The organism is Embleya sp. NPDC020886, from assembly GCF_044333915.1.
Classification (GTDB): Bacteria; Actinomycetota; Actinomycetes; order Streptomycetales; family Streptomycetaceae; genus Embleya.
Genome location: NZ_JBIRRX010000012.1, coordinates 82,127 through 99,544 on the forward strand (window position 1 = coordinate 82,127; position 17,418 = coordinate 99,544).

Sequence of the window (17,418 nt, forward strand, 5' to 3'; positions counted from 1 at the left end):
GTGGCAAGTCGGGTTTGATCCTTTGGCTGAAGACCGGGAGATCGGGGGCATCGATGCTTTCCGCATGACATCGGCGCCATCACACACCGCAGCGATCGCGGTCCACGAGCTGACCAAGCGTTACGGCCGGACGACAGTGGTCGACGACCTCTCCTTCACCGTGCGGGCGGGCGTGGTGACCGGGTTCTTCGGTCCCAACGGCGCGGGCAAGACGACCGTGTTGAAGACGATCGTCGGGCTGGCCCGACCCACCGCCGGTCACGTGTCCTTCCAGGGTGGCCCGGTGCCCTCCGACGCCCGGGCACTGGGTGTGCACATCGAGCCGTGTGGGGCCCATCCCGGCCGGACCGCCCGCGCCCACCTTCGGGCCCTGGCCCTTCTGGCCGGACTGCCGGCCGCCCGGGTCGACGAGGTACTGGAGACCGTCGGACTGGAGCAGGCCGCCGGACGGCGGGTCGGCAAGTACTCGTTGGGCATGCGACAACGTCTGGGACTGGCAACGGCGTTGCTCGGCGATCCGGAGGTCCTCGTCCTGGACGAACCGGTGAACGGCCTGGACCCCCAGGCCATCCGCCACCTGCGCACGCTCCTGCGCGAACGCGCCGCGCGCGGTCGCACCACCCTGCTCTCCAGCCACATGCTCGGCGAGGCCGCGCAGACGGTCGACGACGTCGTCGTCATCGACAAGGGGCGCCTGGTCCACACCGGCCCGATCGGCGATCTCGCACAGGGCGCCCTCTCGGTACGGACCCCCGAACCCGAGCGGCTCTCGGCACTGGTCGAAAGCGCCGGCGGACGCGTCCGGCCCGCAGCCGCCGGCGGCCTGTGGATCGAGGCACTCCCGGCCGCGGAGGTCGCCCGCCTGGCCCTGCGCGAACGCATCCCGCTGGAGGAGATCACCTCGCGGACCGCATCCCTGGAGGACGTGTTCTTCGACCTGACCGAAGTTCCGAGCGAAACTCGGACGGAGGGCCGACGCGCATGAACCGGCTACTGCGAGGCGAGTTGCTCAAGACCCGCACCACCCGCTCGATCCACGCCTTCGTCGCCGGCGGAGTCGCATACACCGTGCTCAACGTGGTGATCATCGCCTTGGCGTCGGGCCGGCTGGACGAGGTGGCCGAGAAGGAGGAGGCCCTGTCCGGGCTGCCGGTCCTGTTGATGTTGTGGGGACTCGTCGGTGCGGCCGGCGAGTACCGCCACCGCACCGCCGCACCGGCCGCGCTGGTGGCCCGGCGCGACCGCGGCGCACTCCTGCTCGCCAGGATCGGCACCTACGCGCTGACCGGTCTGCTGATCGGCGCACTGCTGGTCGCCGTCTCGGTCGCGCTCGCCCTGCCGCTGCTCGCCGACCACCCGGGAGCCGACCTCACCCCCGGCGAGGTCACCTCGGTCGCCGCAGGCAATCTGGCCGCCTTCGTGCTGTCTGCGATCATGGGTGCCGCCGTCGGCGCGATGGTGCGCAGTCCGGTCGTGGGGGTGGTCGTGGTGTTGCTGGTGAACTTCGCGGTACTCCCGCTGATCGCCGGCGTCGCCGAATCCACCGCCAACTACACGCCGTTCGGAGCCGCCGCCGTGCTGGTCCGCTCGACGCACCACACGACGTTGTCGCCGGGTGCCGCCGCGCTGGTGCTGAGCGCCTGGGCAATCGTGCTGGTTGTCGCCGCCGTCGCCGGCGAACGTCGGCGCGACCTGGCGTAACCCGACATGTACGCGATATCCCGACCGGCACGAGCGGCGCGCCAGTGGATCCACGCGCGCCGCTCCGCGGTACTGGACGCCATCGTCGCGGTGGTGACCACCATCGTCGAACTCAGTCTGACCTTCGACGACTCGACACCCGTCCGGCCGCACCTCGTCGTACTCGTCGCCTGCACCGGTGTGCTTCTGCTCGCCCGACGGCGCGCGACGCTCACCGTGCTGCCGGCCGTCTGCGCAGTAGAGGCGCTGCTCGCGGCAACCGGCGGCAATCCCGGCGGGGCACCGGCATTGGTGGCCCTCTACACCGTCGCCGAACTGCGCGAGCGACGACTGTCGGTGGCCGCCCTCGTGCCGACGGCGCTGTTCCTGATGGTGGCGGACATCAGCTCGTTTCCCGTCACCGTCGGCGCTTGGGCCCTGGGCGCCTACGCGCAGACCCGGCGCCGCTACACCGCCGCACTGGAGGAACGCGCGGCCCACCTGGAGCGCGAGCACGAGCAACTCTCGATCATCGCGGCCCAGCGCGAGCGCGCCGCGATCGCCCGCGAACTGCACGACATCATCGCCCACTCGGTCACCGTGACGCTGGTGGGCGTACGGGGCGCGCGCGACGTGCTGCGCACCGCGCCCGACGTGGCCGACGACACGCTGGAGCGGGTCGAGACCAACGCCGAGCAGAGCCTGGCGGAGTTGCGCCGGATGTTGCTGCTGCTGCGCGAGCCGGACCAGGGAGTTCGGATGCGCCCGCAGCCCTCGCTGGCCCAACTGCCCACGCTGGTCGCCTCGTACGGTGAGGCCGGGCTGCCGGCGCGCCTGGAGATCACCGGCACGTCCCGACCGCTCGCAGGCGGCGTCGAGTTGTCGGTGTACCGCATCGTCGAGGAGGCACTGACCAACGTGCTCAAGCACGCCCGGCCCACCCACGTCGCGGTGACCCTCGACTTCGGCCGTACCCACCTGCACGTCGCGGTCGTCAACGACGGCGAGCCGGTATCCGAACCCTCCTCGGGTGGACACGGCATCGTCGGCATGCGCGAGCGGATCGGCGTCCTCGGCGGCGAGCTGGAGGCCCGGCCCGGCACGGACGGCGGGTTCCGGGTCGCGGCCCGGCTTCCCCTGGGGGACCCCACATGAGCGCCCGGAGCATCCGCCTGCTGATCGTCGACGACCAGGAGCTGATCCGAACCGGCCTGCGCCTGTTCCTCCAGACCCAGGACGACATGGTCGTCGTCGGCGAGGCCGAGGACGGCGACGAGGCGGTCGAACTGGCCGCCGCCCTGCGCCCGGACGTGATCCTCATGGACATCCGGATGCCACGCATGGACGGCGTCGAGGCCACCGCCCGATTGCACGCCGAGGGCATCTCACCGCCCCCGCGCGTGCTCATCCTCACCACGTTCGACCTGGACGAGTACGTCTTCGGCGCGTTGCGGGCGGGCGCCGCGGGATTCCTGCTCAAGGACGCCTCCCGCGCCCGCCTGGTGGAGGCGATCCAGGTGGTCCACGCCGGGGAGGCACTGCTCTCGCCCTCGATCACCCGGCGCCTGATCGAGAACTTCGCCGCCCGTACCGAACCGCTCCGGTCCCCGCCGGCGCTCCTGGCGGCCCTGACCCCGCGCGAACGAGAGGCCCTGTTCCTGGTCGCCCGCGGCCTCTCCAACAGCGAGATCGCCGCCCACCTGGTGGTCACCGAGGCGACCGTGAAGAGCCACGTGGGCAGCATGTTCGCCAAACTGGGCCTGCGCGATCGGGCCCAGGCGGTGGTGTTCGCCTACGAGCACGGCGTCATCGTCGCCGGCGAGGGCGGCCCGCCCGGACCGGCCTGACCACCAGACCCGTCCGCACCGGCCCGACGACGTCCCGGGACCACCCTGCTCCCGGGACGTCGTCGCGCACGCAAACGTCAGTCGGCCAGCGGCAGATAGACCCGGTTGCCCGCGGCGGCGAACTCCGCCGACTTGGCCCGCATCCCGGCCTCGGCATCCACCTCGGCCGCCCCGGCCGCAGCCGCAGCGGCCCCGTCGCCGTGCTCCGCCCGGATGTCGTGAGAGATCCGCATGCTGCAAAACTTCGGCCCACACATCGAGCAGAAGTGGGCCGTCTTGGCCGGCTCCGCCGGGAGCGTCGCGTCGTGGTAGGCCCGTGCGGTGTCCGGGTCCATCGCCAGGTCGAACTGATCCTGCCAACGGAACTCGAAGCGGGCGTCGGAGAGCGCGTCGTCCCACGCCTGTGCGCCCGGATGGCCCTTGGCCAGGTCCGCCGCGTGGGCCGCGATCCGGTAGGCGATCACGCCCGCCTTGACGTCGTCCCGGTCGGGCAGGCCCAGGTGCTCCTTCGGCGTCACGTAGCAGAGCATCGCGGTGCCCCACATGCCGATCATCGCCGCGCCGATCGCCGAGGTGATGTGGTCGTAGCCGGGCGCGACGTCCGTGGTCAGCGGGCCGAGCGTGTAGAACGGCGCCTCGTCGCAGATGCGTTGCTGGAGGTCGACGTTCTCCTTGATCTTGTGCATCGGCACATGGCCCGGCCCCTCGATCATCACCTGCACGTCCATCGACCGGGAGATCCGGCCCAGTTCGCCCAGCGTCTCCAACTCGGCGAACTGCGCCGCGTCGTTGGCGTCCGCGATCGAGCCCGGACGCAGTCCGTCGCCGAGCGAGTAGGTCACGTCGTACGCGCGCAGGATTTCGGTCAGCTCGGCGAAGTGCGTGTAGAGGAAGTTCTCCCGGTGATGGGCCAGGCACCACGCGGCCATGATCGAACCGCCCCGCGAGACGATCCCGGTCTTGCGCCGGGCGGTCAGCGGCACGTAGCGCAGCAACACGCCGGCATGCACCGTCATGTAGTCCACGCCCTGCTCGCACTGCTCGATCACGGTGTCCCGGTAGAGCTCCCAGGTGAGTTCCTCGGGCTTGCCGTTCACCTTCTCCAGCGCCTGGTAGAGCGGCACCGTGCCGATCGGGACCGGCGAATTGCGCACGATCCACTCGCGGGTGGTGTGGATGTCCTTGCCGGTGGACAGGTCCATCACGGTGTCCGCGCCCCACCGGATCGCCCACACCAGCTTGTCGGTCTCCTCCTCGATCGAGGAGGTCACCGCGGAGTTGCCGATGTTCGCGTTGACCTTGACCAGGAAGTTCTTGCCGATCACCATCGGCTCGATCTCGGGGTGGTTGACGTTCGCGGGCAACACCGCCCGTCCGGCGGCGATCTCGTCCCGGACCAGCTCGGGCGCCAGACCCTCGCGGATCGCCACGAACTCCATCTCCGGGGTGACCAGCCCGCGTCGCGCGTAGGCGAGTTGGGTCACCGCCTCGGAGCCGGACGCGCGCCTGGGTCGGGCCCCGGCACCGGGCACCGCGAACCCGGCCGGCGTCAGCGCCCCGATCCGGCCGTCGTAGCGCACGGTGTCGCCGCGCTCCTCGATCCAGGCCGCACGCAGCGCGGGCAGGCCGCGGCGCACATCCACCTCGAAGGCCGGGTCGGTGTACGGGCCCGAGGTGTCGTAGAGGCGAACCGTCTCGCCGTTGGTCAGATGCACCGTGCGTACCGGAACACGCAGATCCTCGCGTGATCCGGCGACGTAACCGCGGTGGTGGGCGGGGGTGATCGGTCCGCTGGTGACCGTGTGCGCGCCGACCGGGTCGGCCGACGGGGCAGCGGGCAGCGAAGTGTCGTGCGAGGTCATGGAAAGGCTCCCTACGCCGGCATTACCCGGTCAGGTTCTGCGGTCGGCGCGGCCTCAGCGCCCTCTCAGCCCGGTGCCCCGAGCTCCCGTGTATCTCCGTGTGGTGCGCCCCCACCCTGGCACACCCCCGGCCGCACGACCAGCGCCGGGTTCAGCCGAGCGGGTCGCGCGGGTTTCGGCCGACCACCGCGGTGCGGGCGAGCACGACCATCCCGACCGTGACGCACAGCCCGACCACGCCCTTGACGATGACCCACAGGAAGGCCGAGAACAGCCAGATCAGCAACCAGCACAGCAGCACCAGTACGAGCGCGGGTACGCCGATGCGCACCCAGCGCGGCCATGTCTCCATCGTCCAACCCCCAGTCACGCGAACCCACGCGAGACGTGCACATCCGGGGAGCACATTCCCCGGGAGGACACGTCGTATCCGGGCAGGCGGTTCCGGGCCGGCCGGATGCGCCCGGACCGGCCCGGACGGGCTCAGACCGGCCAGCGCTCGCCGCGCCACGCGGCGTCCCAGAACATCCACTCGTAGCGCGCCGTGGTGGTGAAGTGCTCGACCATCCGGGCCCGCTCGGTCGCCGAGAGGTCCTCGCCGACGCGGTCGACCAGATCGAGCACCGCGCGCACCGTCGCCTGGAAGTCCTCGGCGCCGTAGGTGGCGATCCAGCGCTCGTACAACTCGTCGGGCGAGCCCTTGGCCAGCAGGGCGTCACCCACTCGGGCGTAGATCCAGTAGCAGGGCAGCACCGCCGCGACGCCCTCGGCGAAGGAGCCGTTGTGCACGGTGGCGAGCAGGTAGCTGACGTACGCCCGGGTACTCGGCAACACCGGTTCGGTCGCGGTGGCGTCGGCCACCGAGCTGCCGAAGTCGACCATGAAGCCCTCGTGCAGCGAACGCTCGGCGGCGATCGCGCCGGCCGCGTCGCTCGCGAACTGCACGGTCGTCGCCTCGTCCGGCGCCTTGGCCGCGCACACCGCGAGCGCCTTGGCGTAATCGCGCAGGTAGTGCGAGTCCTGCACGACGTAGTGCCGAAACGCCTCGCGCGGCAACGTGCCGTCGGTCAGTCCGTGGATGAACGGGTGGTCCAGGATCGCCGCGTAGACGTCCTCGATCGCAGCCCAGAGTTCGTCGCGCAGCGCCATCAGGTGTACTCCCGGTCGTCGGATCCCGAGATCCGATCACTGGATCCCAAGGTCCGATTGTCGTACACGGGTCCGGGCCGCCCACAGGCGCGCCCGACGCCGTACCCGCCCGCTCACCCCTCCGGCGGCGAGAAGAACACCAGGACCCGCAGCGGTTCGGTGATTCGATGGAAGCGGTGCGGCACCTGCGCCGGTACGTAGACGACGCTGCCGCGCGCCACGGCGGTGGACTCCTCGCCGACGGTCAGCGTGGCCCGACCGCTGATCACCACGTACGCCTCGTCCTGGCCGTGCGGCTTCTGGGTGTCGGTCTCGCCGGGTTCGAGCGCGTACAGGCCCATCGAGAAGTTCCGCTCGCTGAGGAACTTCAGGTACGCACCGTTCTCGAACGCGCGCTCCGCGTCCAGATCATCGAGCCGAAAGACCTTCATGTGACCAACTCCTTACCGACACGGACACACTTTCTGCCGAGGCTCAAGCGGGAGGGACCACCCGGATGCCAGCATCAAGATATGAAAAGCCTGCTCATCAAACTGGTTGCCAACGCACTGGCCATCTGGTTCGCCAGCTGGGTCGTGTCCGGAATCGATCTCGCCGACGGCGCCTCGGCCGGCACCAAGGCCAAGACGATACTTTTCGTCGCCCTCATCTTCGGCGTCGTCAACGCCATCATCAAACCGGTGGTGAAGCTGTTCTCACTGCCCCTGTTCGTGCTGACCCTGGGCCTGATCACGTTCGTGATCAACGCGCTGATGTTGTGGCTGACCGAGGCGATCGCCAACAAGCTGGATCTCGACTTCCACATCGACGGCTTCTGGCCCGCCCTGCTCGGCGCGCTGGTCATCGGTCTGGTGAGCTGGTTCCTGAGCATGATCCTGGACCGCGACTGACGGCCACGCGGTGATGGGCTCGGACCACGTTTCACGTGAAACAGGCAGCGAAGGAGTCGTGATGTCGGCCGAATGGAGCGACGGAACCCGGGCGGTCCGGGCCGGCAACCCGGGCCACGCGCCGGGCGACCCCTTCCTGCCCGGACCGGTCTTCGCCGGCACGTACCACCTGCCCGGCGAGGTGAAAGGTCCCTACCAGTACGGGCGTTACGCGAACCCGACCTGGGTCGGCCTGGAGGAGGCGATCGGCGCGCTGGAGGGGGCCGCCGACACCGTCACCTTCGCGTCCGGGATGGCCGCCGTCTCGGCCGTGCTGCTCGGCCTGACCGCTCCGGGCGATGTGGTGGTGCTGCCGTCGGACGGCTACCCGGCCACCCGCGCGGTCGGCGAGCACCTCGCCGCCCGCGGGATCACCGTACGGCTGGTGCCGACCGCCGACGCCGACCTGGAGCAGGCCCTGACCGGCGCCGACCTGGTGTGGTTGGAGACGCCGAGCAACCCGGGGCTGGACGTGTGCGACATCGAGCGGATCGCGACGCTCGCCCACGCGCGGGGCGCCCTGGTCGCCGTCGACAACACCCTGGCCACCCCGCTGGGCCAACTCCCGCTCGCGCTCGGCGCCGACATCTCGGCGGCGAGCGGCACCAAGGCGCTGACCGGGCACAGCGACGTACTGCTCGGCTACGTCGCCTGCGCGAGCGCCGAACTCGCCGCCCGGGTGCGTTCCTGGCGCTCGCTCACCGGCGCGGTCCCCGGGCCGATGGAGGCCTGGTTGGCCCATCGGTCGTTGTCCACCCTCCAGTTGCGGGTGGACCGGCAGGCGATCAACGCGCTGGCGATCGCCCGGGCACTGCGCGAACGCACCGACGTCGCGAACGTGCGCCATCCCGCGCTCGAAGGCGATCCGGCCTACGATGTGGCCACCCGCGGGATGCGGCGGTTCGGCTGTGTCGTGGGCTTCACGCTCGCCGACGCGGACACCGCTCGCCGGTTCCTGGGTGCGCTCGAACTGGTCGCCGACGCCACCAGCTTCGGTGGGGTGCACAGCATGGCCGAACGACGCGCACGCTGGGCCGGCAACGATGTACCGGAGGGATTCGTCAGGTTCTCGGCCGGTTGCGAGGACACCGCGGATCTCGTCGCGGACATCCTGCACGCCCTGGACTCCACCTCCCCGGGCTGACCTGCGACTTCGGGCAAGATCACGTGAGGTCCCCGACTCTCGGGAGTGGTCGGGGGACACGAGACGGGGGACCCGTGGACCTGACGCTGTTGCGCACTTTCCTGGCCGTACATCGCGCGGGTTCCTTCACCCGGGCCTCCGCGTCGCTCGGGCTCTCGCAGCCGGCGATAACCGCGCAGATCCGCACCCTGGAAAAGCAGGTCGGCAAACAGTTGTTCGAGCGGCTGCCGCGCGGCGTGGCGCCCACCGGCCCCGCCGACGAACTCGCCCGCCGGCTCGCACCGCACCTGGACGCGATCGAGGAGATCGCGGCCCGCGAGGTGCGTGGGGTGGACCCGCTGCGGCGCACCGTGCACCTGGGCGGCCCGACCGAACTGACCGCGCTGCGCGTGTTGCCCTCGTTGGCCGACCTGGTCCGGCGCGGCCTGCGGTTACGGGTGACCCTGGGCCCCGGCGAGGTATTGCTCACGGGCCTGGCGGCGGCCCGGCACGACCTGGTGATCTCCGATGTGCGACCGCGGGCCCGCGGCATCGTGGGCACGCCGCTCACCGACGAGGAGTACGTGCTGATCGGCGCGCCGCACTGGGCCGCGCGGCTGCCGCAGAGCCGGATCCTGGCCCAGGGGCCGGCCGCGCTGGAGGGGGTGCCGCTGGTCGGCGAGGCCGAGGAACAACCGCTGATCCGGCGCTACTGGTCGACCGTGTTCGACGCGAAGCCCACCGCGCCGGCGGCGGTCACCGTGCCCGACCTGCGGGCCGTGCTGGAGTGCGTAAGCGCCGGGCACGGGATCGCGGTGCTGCCGCGCTACCTGTGCGCCGAGGCGCTGGACCGGCGCGCGGTGGTCGCCCTGCTGGATCCCGAACTGCCGCCGCTGCACACGATGTTCCTCGCGGTACGGGAGGGCACTTTGAGCCAACCGCACATCGCGCATCTGCACGGCGAGCTGATCGCGCGCGCCGCGCGCTGGTCGTGATCCCGAACGTGGCGCCGCACAGGCATAAACCACCCGTCCGACCGGAAAGGGAGACTTCAGACGGGGGTAACGTCAGGCAAGAAAGCAGAGGGCACCGACGATGCGTTCAGTGGTGAAGCGGACGGCACGCGCGATCCTGCTCGACGACGAGGACCGGATGGTGCTGATCAAACGCACCAAGCCGGGCAGCCCCCCGTACTGGATCACCCCCGGCGGCGGCGTCGAACCCGAGGACACCACGGTGGCCGAGGGGTTGCGCCGCGAGGTGTTCGAGGAACTCGGCGGCAAGATCGGCCGGCCGGTGCCCGCGTTCGTGGACACCGTGCCCGAGCCCGGCGGGGTCAAGGTCCAGCACTTCTTCGCGTGCCGGCTCGAATCGATGGACCCGGCGCTGCGGCACGGCCCCGAGGTGGACGAGCCGAACGGCGAGTACGACATCGTGCGGGTGCCCTTCACCCCCTCGGGGCTGGCCTCGGTGGGCCTGGTGCCGGCGAGCCTGGCCGCCTACCTGCGGGCCAACATCGAGGGCATCCACACCCTGCTCGCCAACGACCTGGGCTAGCGGATCCCGGGACGCGGTGCTCAGCCGCGTCCCGGCCGGACCATCCCCGACTCGTACGCGATCACCACCAGTTGTGCCCGATCGCGGGCACCGAGCTTGACCATCGCCCGGCTGACATGGGTCTTGGCGGTGAGCGGCGAGACGAACAGGTGCTCGGCGATCTCGTCGTTGCTCATCCCGGCCGCGACCAGCGAGAGCACCTCGCGCTCGCGGTCGGTGAGCGCCTCCAGCCGATCCGGCGCGGCCACCTTGGGCTCGGGCTGGGACAGGAAGCGGGCCACCAGCGCACGGGTGGCGCCCGGCGAGAGCAGCGCGTCGCCGGTGGCGACGGTCTTGATCGCCTTGAGCAGGTCCTCGGGGTCGGTGTCCTTGACCAGGAAGCCGCTGGCCCCGGCGCGCAGTGCCTCGAAGACGTACTCGTCGACCTCGAACGTGGTCAGCACGAGCACCCGCACCCCCGCGAGGTCGTCGTCGCGGACGATCCGGCGGGTGGCCTCCAGGCCGTCCATGCCGGGCATCCGGATGTCCATCAGGACCACGTCGGGGCGGGTCTCCAGGGCCAGGGCCAGGGCCTCGGCGCCGTTCGCCGCCTCGCCGACCACCTCCAACCCGGGGTCGCTGCCGACCAGCACCTTGAAGCCCGACCGGACCAGCAACTGGTCGTCCGCGATCAGTACGCGCACCGTCATGAGGAATCTCCGTTTCGACGCGCGAGCAGCGCGTCCTTGTGGTGCGGCAACACCGCGTGTACCGAAAAGCCGCCGTGCGGGCCGGGACCCACCGCGAGCGAACCGCCCACGGCGACCGCCCGTTCCCGCATGCCGAGCAACCCGTGTCCGGTGCCGTCGGCCTGCTTGCCCGGTTTCGTCTTGGGATTGCCCCGACCGTCGTCGAGCACGTCCACCTCCACCGCGTGTTCGCCGTAGACCACCCGCACGATCGCCGACGCGCCGTCGCCGCCGTGCTTCATCGCGTTGGTGAGCGACTCCTGGACGATCCGGTAGAGCGCGAGGCCGACCGGCGCGGACGGGGTCCGCGCGTCGCCGGACTCCTCCAGGAGCACCGGCAGGCCCGCGTTGCGATAGGACGCCACCAGGGCGTCCACGTCCTCGACGCCCGGGGTCGGCTCGGTGGGCAGGTCGTTGTCGCCGTCCTGGCGCAGTACACCCAGCGTGGTGCGCAGCTCGGCCAGCGCGTCCCGGCTGGCCACCTTGATGTGCACGAGCGCCTCCCTGGCCTGCGGCACGTCCCGGTCGATCACGTGCGCGGCCACGCCCGCCTGGATGTTGATCATCGCGATGCTGTGCGCGACCACGTCGTGCAGCTCGCGGGCGATCCGCATGCGTTCGGCGGTGACCCGGCGGCGGGCCTCGTCCTCGCGCTCGTGCTCGGCGCGGGCCAGCCGGGCCTGTACCTCCGCCCAGTAGGCCCGCTTGGCGCGAACCGCCTCGCCGATCGCGACCGGCAGGTACATCCAGATCCCGGAGAGGTACTTCTCCGGGGACAGGAAGCCGTCCGGGGTCAGACCTATCCGCATCCCGGTGTGCACCACCGCGACCGCCGAGGCGATCAGCACCGAGCGGCGCAGTTGCCCGTTGGCGGCCACCGTGTACAGCGCGACCATGGTCGGGATCAGGATCGGCCCGTCCAGGCCGTCGGCGGCCAGGTAGAACACCTGGCCCGCCTCGGTCAGCGCCAGCACCGTGAGCGGCCAGCGCAGCCGACCCAGCAACACCAGGCAGGTGATGCCGGCGATGGTCAGGTTGAGCGCGTTCGGGTGCCCGGTGTTGTGCTCCCTGGTGGACCCGCCGAGCGAACCGCCGATCACGCACAGCAACATCAGCGCGACCAGCAGCACCTCGCCGACCCACGTGCGGCAGGGCAGCCAACGCGCGACGACCTTGGGCACCGGCAGGAACGAGGGCGGCTCGCCCGACTCGCTCTGGCGCGAACCGCTCGCGGACGCGGGAAGGCCCCGCACGGCGACTCGCGCGGGGCCTTCCTTGGCCATCCCTACTCCCTCGGGTACTACCTGATCACCGGTCCCCGGCCAGCACCGGCTCCCGATCCCGATCGCCCCGGGCCACCGGCCCGGACGCCCGATCGGCGTGTCCGGGCCACCACGCGGCATGCCCGATCAGGGCGGTCACCGAGGGCACCAGGAACATCGACATCACGAACGCCGAGATGCAGATCCCGACCGAGACCGCGAAGCCCATCTGGGTCATCATGTCGATGCCCGCCATCATGAGCGACGCGAACGTCCCTGCCAGGATGACACCCGCGGCGGCGATCGAGGGACCCGCGTGCTCGACGGCCAGGGCCGCGGCCCGTTTCGGCTCGTTGCCCTCCTTCGCCTCCTCGCGCAATCGGGCGACCATCAGGATGTTGTAGTCGGTGCCGATGGCCACCACGAACATGTAGATCATCACCGGCAGCATGAACATCACGCCGGAGTTGCCCATCAGCGTCTGGAAGACGAAGACGGTCGCCCCGATGGTCGAGATGAAGCCCAGGACCACCGCCAACATCAGGTACCACGGGGCCACCACGCTGCGCAGCAGCAGGCCCAGTACCAGTGCGATCAGCAGACCGGCGACCGGGAAGATCACCGACAGGTCGCGGTTGGTCGCCGAGCGGATGTCGGTGAAGGAGGCGGTCTGGCCGCCGACCATCGCCTTGGTGCCGTCGGGCTGGTGGTCGTGGACGAAGTCGCGCAGCGGGGCGATGGTGTCCAGCGCCTTGTTCGCGAACGGGCTCTCCTTGAGCACGATCGCGATCTCGGCGGACATCCGGTCGTCGCTGACCTTGACGTGCGAGTTCTCGTCGGGGCCGCCGGCGCCGTTCAGGTCACCGATGCCCTCGACGCCCTTGAGCGAGAGCGCGAACCGCTCGGCCGCGCCCTTGTCGATCGGCTGACCGTTCTTGCTCTTGAGGTAGATCTGCGTGGGGTTGAGCGTGCCCGCGGCGAAGTCGAGCTGCATGTCCTTCATCGCCTTGGCCGACTCGGTGTCCCCGGGCAGCTGGCCGAACTGGTCGTAGTCGGCCTTGAAGTTCAGCGCGCCGGCCGCGAAGGCGAGCATGATCACGCCGGAGACCACGGCCACCGCGAGCGGCTTGCCGCCGACCAGGCCGCCGATCCGGTGGAACGCGGTGCCCTTGGGCTGGTGCTGCCAGGTCTTGGACGGCCAGAACACCTTGGGGCCGATCAGCGAGACCACGGCGGGCACCAGGGTCAGCGCGGCGACCGCCATCACGATCACCGCGATGGCCAGGCCCGGGCCCATCGACTTGAACGCGCCGAAGGTGGCGAGCAACATCGCGCCGAAGGCGATCACGACCGCGCCGGCGGCCGAGGCGATGGCCTCGCCCACCCGCTCGACCGAGACGATCATCGCCTGCTTCTTGTCGTCGCCCGCGCGCAACCGTTCCCGGTAGCGGAAGAGCAGGAAGAGGATGTAGTCGGTGCCGATGCCGAACAACACCACGATCAGGATCGTGTTGAGCGACTGGTCCACCTGTAGGCCGGTGGCCTTGCCGACGATCGCGATCACCGGCGACGCGACCATCGACACCAGCGCGACCATGACCACCGGCAGCAGGGCGGCGATCGGGCTTCGGTAGATCGCCAGGAGCAGCACGATGATCAGCACGATCGTGACGATGCCGACGATCGCCTCGGCCTTCTTGAAGGCGTCCTCGTTGTCGACGTTGATCGCCACGCCGCCGGTGAAGCCGAGCTTGAGGTCGCTGCCCTCGACCAGTGGCTTGGCCTTGTCGCGCAGCTCCTTGAGCGCCTCGTTGACGAACTTGTCCTGCTGATCGCCCTTGATGTACGCGGTGGCCAGCGCGATCCGGTCCTTGGCGTCCCCCGCCTCGACCTTGCTGACATGCTCGACGCCGGCCGCGCCGAGCCGGCCGCTGATCTCCTTGACCCGGTCCTTGTCGGCCGGGGTGAGGTTCTTGCCGTCACCGCGCTTGAAGACCAGCAGCGCGGTCTGCTCGGTGGACTGGGGGAAGGCCTTCTCCGCGAGTTTCTGGGCCTGCACGGACTCGTACTTGTTGGGCAGGAAGCTCGCCTGGTCCTGGTTGGTCAGATCGCTCAGTTTCGGCGCGAACATGACCAGGGCGACCGCGGCTATCAACCAGGCCGCGATGACCTTCCAGGGGTTGTGGACGACGAGCCTGCCGAGTCGTCCGAACATCGAAGTCTCCTCGGTTGCGTACGCGATCCCGCGGTGTGATCAGCCCCCGAGCACTGCTTGTGATCGAATTCACAAGGCACCGATCGCCGCACGAGCCGAGAGAACGCTGGTGGTGTCAGCTTCGAAGGTAGGCAAGGCCGAACAGGCACTTCAATGGAAAACAGGGCTCGCGGCACAAGTTCCGCCCCGGGGACTACAGGGCCGCACCGCCCTCGCAGACGCCGACCCCGCGGTGTACTCCAGCGGGAGTATCGGAAGTTCGTGCGCAGGGATGAACGGCACAAGGCGGGGTCGCAACGACGCGAGCCGGGGATCGTACGAAGGCGCGACATTGCGCGCCAAGCGCACGCCCAACGAAACCCAAGCGGCCCGCACCATGATCGAACACGTGCGGCGGGCCCGGACAACCCCGTGATCGGGTCCGCCGCACCGGGAACGGTTCGGAGCCTTCCGAGGGGGGAGGGGCTCCGGGCCGAGCTCCCCGCCGTCGCCGCCGCCGAACCCCCACCACGCCCGTCGCCGCCCACCGGGACGGGGGCGTCCGGTGCGCGGCGACGGGCGCGGGGGGCGGAGAACCAGGGCGTGTCCCAGTCCTCTCCCGTGGCCGGCCGCGTGACCTCCCCGGCCTCGCTTCGACAAGTCTGCGTGCGCGCCGTACCGCGAACACTGCGCCGAACCCCCGAACCGGGGTGGGCCCAGCCCCACCCGATCGACGGCGGCCATATCGTGTGCCCATGGCGCAGCCCGCGGTGCACCCCAGCCCCGAACCGGCCCACCGCCCGATCGCGGCCAAGCTGCGCGCACCCCGACCGCTGACCCCGGTGGTGCCGCGCCCACGCGTGGACGCACTGCTGCGAGCCGCGGTGGACCGCTCCTTCGTGGTCTTCCTCGCCGGCCCCAGCGGCATCGGCAAAACCGTCGCACTGACCCGCTGGGCGGCCGGCGCGACCGGGCCGGTGGCCTGGGTGACGCTCGACAACCGGGACAACGACCCGCGACGACTGTGGCCGCACGTGGCCGCGGCCCTCGGCCGGGCGACCGGCGATCCCGGCCTGGAGAGCGCCATCGAGGGCCCGGACCCCGGCAGCGACGCATACGTCGCTGCCCTCGCCGACCGCATCGTCGCGCACAAACCGCACGAGCCGCACGAGCCGCACGGCCCGCTCGACACCCGACCCGTCCTGATCCTGGACGAGTACGAACACATCGTCGAACGCGACATCCACGACCGCCTCGACCTGCTCACCCGCATCTGCGCCGACCGACTCACCCTGGTGATCGCCGCGCGCAGCCGCCCGCCGATCCCGGTCGAACGCCTCGGCCCGGCCGGACGCCTGGCCGTGCTGTCCTGGACCCAACTACGCTTCGACCACGACGAGGCGCACGAGCTGTTCACCGACGGATACCGACTGGACCTCACCCACGACGACACCCGGGAGTTGCTCGCCGCGACCGACGGATGGGCGAGCGGACTCACCCTGGCCGCGATCCGGCTGCGCGACGGCGCGGCACCCGACGCGGTGGTGGCCGCCCTCCACCGCGGCGACCCCACCACCACCGACTACCTCCTCGACCACGTCTGGCGCGAACTCGACTCGGAAATGCGGGAGTTCGTCCTGGAAACCGCTGTCCTGCCCCGGTTCACCGTGCCGCTGGCCGACGCCGTCCGAGGACGCACCGACTCCGCCGACTTCGTCGACCGGCTGCGCCGGGACGGACTCTTCCTGGCCGACACCGACGGCGTACTGCACTATCAGCGGCTGTTCCGCCGCTCACTGGCGCAACGCCTGGACACCGGCGACCCGGAACGCGCCGGTCGACTGCACCGCAGAGCCGCGCACCAGCACGCCCGACACGGCCGGCCCGAGGAGGCCGTCGAGCACGCACTCGCGGCCCGCGACCACCACCTCGCGGCCGACCTGCTCGACCGCCACTTCGACCACTGGTTCGCCGCCGGGCACCTGGTCACCCTGGAACAGTGGCTCGGCGCACTGCCCGACGAGGCCATCGTGCTCGCCCCCCGCCTGCACGAACGCGCGCTGAACCTGTGGTGCTCGCTCGGCCGCTTCGACGAGCGCGACCGCTGGGACCGGGCCCGCCGACCCGGCACCGAGCGCGAACTCCACGCCGCGAACGCGTGGCGGTTGTGCCTGCCGCGCGAACAGGGCGACTTCGGGTCGGCACTGCGCCGCAGTCGAGCCCTGTTGGCCGCCGACGAACGGACCCTGGGCATCGTCTGGACCCAGGTCCGGATCTCGGTCGCCCGGACCCTGTTGCTCGCCGGCCGACTCGGCGAGTGCGTACGCCTGCTCACCGAGATCGAGACCGCCCGCACCGATCCACCACCCCCCGCACCGCTGCGGGTCACCCTGCACGGCCTGTCCGGCCTCGCGGCGCACCTGGCCGGCGACTCGGCCGGCGCCCGCCGGCGCGCCGCCGAGGTGGAGCGGGCGCTCGCCGAATGCCGCAGCCGACCGCGCCCGCGGGCCGTGCCGGAGACCGTCATCCTGCGCGCGCTGCTCGCCCCGGACCCGACACCGGCCCGGCCGGGCGACACCCCCGACGGCCCGGACCTGCTCGCCGCACTGATCGACGCCGACCCCGGTCTGGGCAACGATCGTTCGATGGCCGTGTTCGCCTCACTGCTCCTGGCCCGCACGCTCGGCGAGCGCGGCGACCACACGGCGGCCCGCCACCGGCTCGCCGCCGCCGACACACTGCTCGCCCGATGCCCGACCCCACTGGGCCTGATCGACCTGCGCGACGCGGTGGCAGCCGAGAACCACGTCCACCCCGACGGCCCGGACCCGATCGGCCTCCACACCGCCGAACCGGGCCGCGAGCCACTCAGCGAACGCGAGTCGACCATCGCCCAATACCTGCGCAGCGACCTCACCCTGCGCGAGGTCGCGGCCGACCTGTACATCTCGATCAACACGATGAAGACGCACACCCGGCACATCTATCGCAAACTCGGCATCACCGGCCGACACGACCTGCTCACCCCGGGGCTCGGGCGGATCACCCCCTCGCCCACCCCCACTCACCCCTGATCCGCGGCCAGGC

At 70.9% G+C, this 17,418-nt stretch carries 16 protein-coding genes and 1 riboswitch; of the genes, 9 read left to right on the forward strand and 7 right to left on the reverse strand.

All coding sequences use genetic code 11. The features are described 5' to 3' along the window. Positions 1–64: 64 nt before the first annotated feature. The 4 genes from ACH4U8_RS33415 to ACH4U8_RS33430 are packed head-to-tail and all read left to right on the forward strand — an operon-like array spanning position 65 to position 3,527. Positions 65–985: an ABC transporter ATP-binding protein gene (locus ACH4U8_RS33415; protein WP_395782213.1), complete on the forward strand. Its 921-nt coding sequence runs from the start codon at positions 65–67 to the stop codon at positions 983–985. Beyond that, a complete protein-coding gene (locus ACH4U8_RS33420) occupies positions 982–1,701 on the forward strand; it encodes an ABC transporter permease (RefSeq protein ID WP_395782215.1) in 720 nt (239 codons plus the stop codon). Before ACH4U8_RS33415 ends, ACH4U8_RS33420 begins: the two co-directional genes overlap by 4 nt. Positions 1,702–1,707: 6 nt before the next feature. Then, positions 1,708–2,835 carry a sensor histidine kinase gene (locus ACH4U8_RS33425; RefSeq protein WP_395782217.1) on the forward strand — a complete coding sequence of 376 codons (1,128 nt, stop codon included), beginning with the start codon at positions 1,708–1,710 and terminating at the stop codon, positions 2,833–2,835. Next, positions 2,832–3,527, forward strand: a complete 696-nt coding sequence (locus tag ACH4U8_RS33430) for a response regulator transcription factor (RefSeq protein WP_360315734.1) — start codon at positions 2,832–2,834, stop codon at positions 3,525–3,527. The genes ACH4U8_RS33425 and ACH4U8_RS33430 overlap by 4 nt, the downstream gene beginning before the upstream one ends. 77 nt (positions 3,528–3,604) lie before the next feature. Here the strand turns inward: ACH4U8_RS33430 and thiC are convergent, their stop codons facing one another. From thiC to ACH4U8_RS33450, 4 genes are all read right to left on the reverse strand, one after another. After that, positions 3,605–5,389, reverse strand: coding sequence for a phosphomethylpyrimidine synthase ThiC (gene thiC, locus ACH4U8_RS33435; RefSeq protein WP_395782219.1), 1,785 nt, complete (start codon positions 5,387–5,389; stop codon positions 3,605–3,607). After that, positions 5,381–5,489: riboswitch (TPP riboswitch) on the reverse strand. (Overlaps the previous gene by 9 nt.) A 51-nt stretch (positions 5,490–5,540) precedes the next feature. Next, the gene (locus ACH4U8_RS33440) at positions 5,541–5,741 is read right to left on the reverse strand and encodes a hypothetical protein (RefSeq protein WP_360315738.1); all 201 of its coding nucleotides are present in this window, start codon (positions 5,739–5,741) and stop codon (positions 5,541–5,543) included. A 131-nt stretch (positions 5,742–5,872) separates the two neighbouring features. Next, positions 5,873–6,538 carry a thiaminase II gene (gene tenA, locus ACH4U8_RS33445; RefSeq protein ID WP_395782221.1) on the reverse strand — a complete coding sequence of 222 codons (666 nt, stop codon included), beginning with the start codon at positions 6,536–6,538 and terminating at the stop codon, positions 5,873–5,875. Between the two features lie 113 nt (positions 6,539–6,651). Continuing rightward, positions 6,652–6,969 carry a cupin domain-containing protein gene (locus ACH4U8_RS33450; RefSeq protein WP_360315742.1) on the reverse strand — a complete coding sequence of 106 codons (318 nt, stop codon included), beginning with the start codon at positions 6,967–6,969 and terminating at the stop codon, positions 6,652–6,654. 81 nt (positions 6,970–7,050) lie between these two features. Between ACH4U8_RS33450 and ACH4U8_RS33455 the strand changes: the two genes are divergently transcribed. The 4 genes from ACH4U8_RS33455 (at position 7,051) to ACH4U8_RS33470 (ending at position 10,147) form a co-directional block, all read left to right on the forward strand. After that, on the forward strand, positions 7,051–7,428 hold the full coding sequence (locus ACH4U8_RS33455; protein ID WP_360315744.1) for a phage holin family protein: 378 nt from the start codon (positions 7,051–7,053) through the stop codon (positions 7,426–7,428). 61 nt (positions 7,429–7,489) lie between these two features. Beyond that, positions 7,490–8,611: a cystathionine gamma-lyase gene (locus ACH4U8_RS33460; RefSeq protein WP_395782223.1), complete on the forward strand. Its 1,122-nt coding sequence runs from the start codon at positions 7,490–7,492 to the stop codon at positions 8,609–8,611. 74 nt (positions 8,612–8,685) lie between these two features. Beyond that, entirely contained in the window at positions 8,686–9,585 is a 900-nt protein-coding gene (locus ACH4U8_RS33465; RefSeq protein WP_379989311.1) for a LysR family transcriptional regulator, read from the forward strand. A gap of 100 nt (positions 9,586–9,685) precedes the next feature. Continuing rightward, positions 9,686–10,147: an NUDIX hydrolase gene (locus ACH4U8_RS33470; RefSeq protein ID WP_360315750.1), complete on the forward strand. Its 462-nt coding sequence runs from the start codon at positions 9,686–9,688 to the stop codon at positions 10,145–10,147. 20 nt (positions 10,148–10,167) lie between these two features. Here the strand turns inward: ACH4U8_RS33470 and ACH4U8_RS33475 are convergent, their stop codons facing one another. The 3 genes from ACH4U8_RS33475 to ACH4U8_RS33485 are packed head-to-tail and all read right to left on the reverse strand — an operon-like array spanning position 10,168 to position 14,352. After that, positions 10,168–10,836, reverse strand: a complete 669-nt coding sequence (locus tag ACH4U8_RS33475) for a response regulator transcription factor (RefSeq protein WP_360315752.1) — start codon at positions 10,834–10,836, stop codon at positions 10,168–10,170. Beyond that, entirely contained in the window at positions 10,833–12,158 is a 1,326-nt protein-coding gene (locus tag ACH4U8_RS33480) for a sensor histidine kinase (protein WP_360315754.1), read from the reverse strand. The genes ACH4U8_RS33475 and ACH4U8_RS33480 overlap by 4 nt, the downstream gene beginning before the upstream one ends. A gap of 25 nt (positions 12,159–12,183) precedes the next feature. Then, entirely contained in the window at positions 12,184–14,352 is a 2,169-nt protein-coding gene (locus ACH4U8_RS33485) for an MMPL family transporter (RefSeq protein ID WP_360315756.1), read from the reverse strand. Positions 14,353–15,086: 734 nt separating this feature from the next. Between ACH4U8_RS33485 and ACH4U8_RS33490 the strand changes: the two genes are divergently transcribed. Further along, positions 15,087–17,405 (forward strand): LuxR C-terminal-related transcriptional regulator, encoded by a 2,319-nt coding sequence (locus ACH4U8_RS33490; protein ID WP_395782225.1) that lies wholly within the window; start codon positions 15,087–15,089, stop codon positions 17,403–17,405. The last annotated feature ends 13 nt before the right edge of the window (positions 17,406–17,418 follow it).

Coding starts and splice junctions, on each gene's coding strand:
- ACH4U8_RS33415 (WP_395782213.1), top strand. CDS start 65: ATGACATCGGCGCCATCACACACCGCAGCGATCGCGGTCCACGAGCTG.
- ACH4U8_RS33420 (WP_395782215.1), top strand. CDS start 982: ATGAACCGGCTACTGCGAGGCGAGTTGCTCAAGACCCGCACCACCCGC.
- ACH4U8_RS33425 (WP_395782217.1), top strand. CDS start 1,708: ATGTACGCGATATCCCGACCGGCACGAGCGGCGCGCCAGTGGATCCAC.
- ACH4U8_RS33430 (WP_360315734.1), top strand. CDS start 2,832: ATGAGCGCCCGGAGCATCCGCCTGCTGATCGTCGACGACCAGGAGCTG.
- thiC (WP_395782219.1), bottom strand. CDS start 5,389: ATGACCTCGCACGACACTTCGCTGCCCGCTGCCCCGTCGGCCGACCCG.
- ACH4U8_RS33440 (WP_360315738.1), bottom strand. CDS start 5,741: ATGGAGACATGGCCGCGCTGGGTGCGCATCGGCGTACCCGCGCTCGTA.
- tenA (WP_395782221.1), bottom strand. CDS start 6,538: ATGGCGCTGCGCGACGAACTCTGGGCTGCGATCGAGGACGTCTACGCG.
- ACH4U8_RS33450 (WP_360315742.1), bottom strand. CDS start 6,969: ATGAAGGTCTTTCGGCTCGATGATCTGGACGCGGAGCGCGCGTTCGAG.
- ACH4U8_RS33455 (WP_360315744.1), top strand. CDS start 7,051: ATGAAAAGCCTGCTCATCAAACTGGTTGCCAACGCACTGGCCATCTGG.
- ACH4U8_RS33460 (WP_395782223.1), top strand. CDS start 7,490: ATGTCGGCCGAATGGAGCGACGGAACCCGGGCGGTCCGGGCCGGCAAC.
- ACH4U8_RS33470 (WP_360315750.1), top strand. CDS start 9,686: ATGCGTTCAGTGGTGAAGCGGACGGCACGCGCGATCCTGCTCGACGAC.
- ACH4U8_RS33475 (WP_360315752.1), bottom strand. CDS start 10,836: ATGACGGTGCGCGTACTGATCGCGGACGACCAGTTGCTGGTCCGGTCG.
- ACH4U8_RS33480 (WP_360315754.1), bottom strand. CDS start 12,158: ATGGCCAAGGAAGGCCCCGCGCGAGTCGCCGTGCGGGGCCTTCCCGCG.
- ACH4U8_RS33485 (WP_360315756.1), bottom strand. CDS start 14,352: ATGTTCGGACGACTCGGCAGGCTCGTCGTCCACAACCCCTGGAAGGTC.
- ACH4U8_RS33490 (WP_395782225.1), top strand. CDS start 15,087: ATGGCGCAGCCCGCGGTGCACCCCAGCCCCGAACCGGCCCACCGCCCG.